2 protein-coding genes are annotated in these 3,010 nt (G+C 33.1%); both read right to left on the bottom strand.

Translation table 11 applies throughout. From position 1 onward, the window contains the following. The coding region (locus AFK68_RS03980) for a DnaB-like helicase N-terminal domain-containing protein (RefSeq protein ID WP_305778127.1) at nt 1-1,468 on the bottom strand (1,468 nt) is incomplete at its 3' end. 511 nt (nt 1,469-1,979) lie between these two features. Next, complete coding sequence (rplI, locus tag AFK68_RS03975) at nt 1,980-2,438, bottom strand: 50S ribosomal protein L9 (protein WP_094671683.1); 459 nt, start codon at nt 2,436-2,438, stop codon at nt 1,980-1,982. Nucleotides 2,439-3,010: the final 572 nt, after the last annotated feature.

The following is a 3,010-nucleotide window of genomic DNA, read 5'->3' as shown; positions in this document are numbered from 1 at the left end:
TTTTTCCCCTTCTACTATTTACTGAACTATGTTTAGATTCGGCAAAATTTGCCATCAGACTCACCAATTCATCCCAGAAAATTTCCGTCTTTTCTAATTGCTGATCCAAGAAATTATTTTCTGTCATTAACTTTAACCAGCTAGAGTCAAAATCAAAATTTTTAGAATCAAAGCCACCAATATCTACAATAAAATTTTTCTGAGATAAAGCATCAGTAATTTTCAAATGCCATAAATTTTTATCAACCTTTATTTTTCCACTTCTCTTGTCTTCAAGGTTTTCAATACCACCAACAATTCCAAACCTAAGCAAAATATGTTGTACTTGTCTAACCAATTTTTCACTAACTGCTGAATAACCAAAACATGCTTCCCCACTCTCAGATATTTTTACCCATCCATCACAGGAAAATAAATATCTAATAAATAAAGCTAGTTGCGACTTTTCCAATTTAAAGACAAGAGGAAATAGACATAAATTCTCAGAATCAATCAGGTCAGAAAACTCACTTTCTGGAATAGTTTCATTACCAAAAATATCTAACCGACGCGGTACAGCTATTTTTTCCCCTACCTGCAATTTTGCCAAAGGTTTCCAACCATCAACCGTCAAAAAAGGATGAGTAATTGTCGTCTCTACAAATCTTCCTAATTTTGTCGTTACTCTAAATACAGGTTTAATTCCATCATCAACAAAAGCACTAGGTTTAGTCAGATAAAACTTCCTATTTTTTCCCAAAGTTAATAATTCTACTTCCTGCCTTTTATAAACCTCTGCCAAAGTAACTAAACTGCCATCTTTTTGCAAAACCAAAGTATCATAAGCAGCACATTTTCCCATAGAAGGTCTACCAGCCACAATAATCAAATCAGACCTTTGAAAACCTCCAGTCATTGCATCTAAATCGTAAAAACCACAAGCAAGACCAGGTAAAGCAACCCCTTCATTTCTATCTTCAATCTCCTGAAAAGTATCAATTAAAGTCTCAGAAATAGGAACTAAATCTTGTTGTGGTTTATCCTGAGTCAGAGCAAAAATCTTTTGTTCTGCTTGGTCAAGAATAGTTTCTAATTTAGTCGCAGTTTGAAAGCCTAAATCAAAAATTTCATTTCCAGCTTGAATTAATTTTCGTCGAATAAATTTATCAACAACTAAAGCAGCATATTGATCGATGTTAACCGCAGAAACAGTTCTTTCTAAAAGTTGAACTATTTTGACTTGCCCACCAATTTTTTCCAATAGATTATTATCCACAAGCCAACTGGTAACAGTCATTAAATCTGTAGGTTTACCCTGATTATATAGTTGCCACATTGCTTTATAAATAATTTGATGAGCTTGAATGGCAAAAAATTCCGGGCGTAACAATTCTGTTACTCGATTAATGGCTTCTGGGTCGAGAAGAATACCACCTAAAATAGCTTCTTCTGCCTCAATATTTTGGGGAGGTAGGCGATCGCTTTGCATTTATAGTTTATCTAAATATTTGGGTTAAATGGTAAGTATTCAGCTATTAGCAATAATATATAGCTGTTAAAGCTATCTATATATATACTCATTTTAATTTAGATTGAGACAAGTATTTCTTGCTATAAGAGAGTTTCAGCAGAAAAAGTGTTCCATCCTTATTTGAAATGACTATAGAGTTTTATATTAAGAAAGATGTTTATAAATTATAGTCTTAATGGTGGAGTTTAAATTTAAAACCAAAAACAAGAGCTTTTAGCTGACGGCTGAATACTTAAGTTAAATAAATTTCATATTTTGATGTGAATATATAGGAGTAATTTTTGTAGTGAAGCGCGTAAAAAATAATTTTGTCTGACTACTTCAATTTTTTAANGGAATAAGTAATAAAAGTAAAAAATTTCATTCAACAGCTAATATTTTTAATAAAATTAGGTCAATCAGATATCAGTTATTCGTATTTCCAGTTCAACCGATAACTGATAACTGATAACTGATAACTGTGTAACTGTTAACTACCTACAACTTGAACCTCCACTTCAGCAGTTACCTCTGGATGAAGTTTAATTTCAGCTTTGTAGAAACCAACCTTGCTAATTTCTGGCAAAGTAACACCACGTCTATCAATTTCTTGACCAGTATTTTCCTTAATTACTTCCACCAATTCTCTATCAGTAACCGTACCAAAAATTGCATCATTTTCACCCACTTGTTTAGCAATTTTGAAGCGACCTACTGTTTCCAAAGCAGTCTTTTGAGTTTCTGCTGCTTGCTTCAATTCTATTTGTCTTTGTCGTTCTAGTTCTTTACGACGTTCTACTTGTTTAAGAACACCTGGAGTAGTACGAAAAGCAATTTTCTTAGGAATCAAATAGTTACGGGCATAACCAGGAGCTACCTCTACTACATCCCCCGATTTTCCCAACTTGTTAATATCTTGATTCAAGACTACCTGTAATTTTTTGGCCATGACTGTAATTGTAAAATTTTCACTGCAAACTTCTATTATATTCTAATTTCAAGAATAAAATAGGAAATGACTAGAAATTAATTTAAGCTATAGTATTTCCAAATGAGATATAAACTAGGATTCATGACAAAAGGAAACACCGGATATGGGAATAGGTAATTGTCTGAAATCTCTCTGGGTATTTTTCGGGCTATGAGNCGGTTATTAACCAAAATTATGCCGAAAAAGCTATAGTATTTCCAAATGAGATATAAACTAGGATTCATGACAAAAGGAAACACCGGATATGGGAATAGGTAATTGTCTGAAATCTCTCTGGGTATTTTTCGGGCTATGAGAAATGGTCATTTTGTTTCATATCTCATTTGAAAACGCTATAGAGTCATAAATAAGATCAACTACAGAGTAGGTAGTTAAAGTTAAAGATTAAGTCTAAGTTATGTTCCCTGAACTGTAAACCTCACGACTTTTCGGAGCAATTTTTAAATCTATTGCGCAACAGATAGCAGGTGGAAAAGGCGATCGCTTCCAATTCATCCAACTACCAGTTAACCTAGCAATGACAGAAGCAA

The sequence above is a fragment of the Hydrocoleum sp. CS-953 genome, assembly GCF_002260545.1.
In the GTDB taxonomy this organism is placed as follows: Bacteria; Cyanobacteriota; Cyanobacteriia; order Cyanobacteriales; family Microcoleaceae; genus Trichodesmium.
The sequence above is the reverse complement of the archived record's forward strand: the minus strand, read 5'-3'. Positions and strand labels throughout refer to the sequence as shown.

Coding starts and splice junctions, on each gene's coding strand:
- rplI (WP_094671683.1), bottom strand. CDS start 2,438: ATGGCCAAAAAATTACAGGTAGTCTTGAATCAAGATATTAACAAGTTG.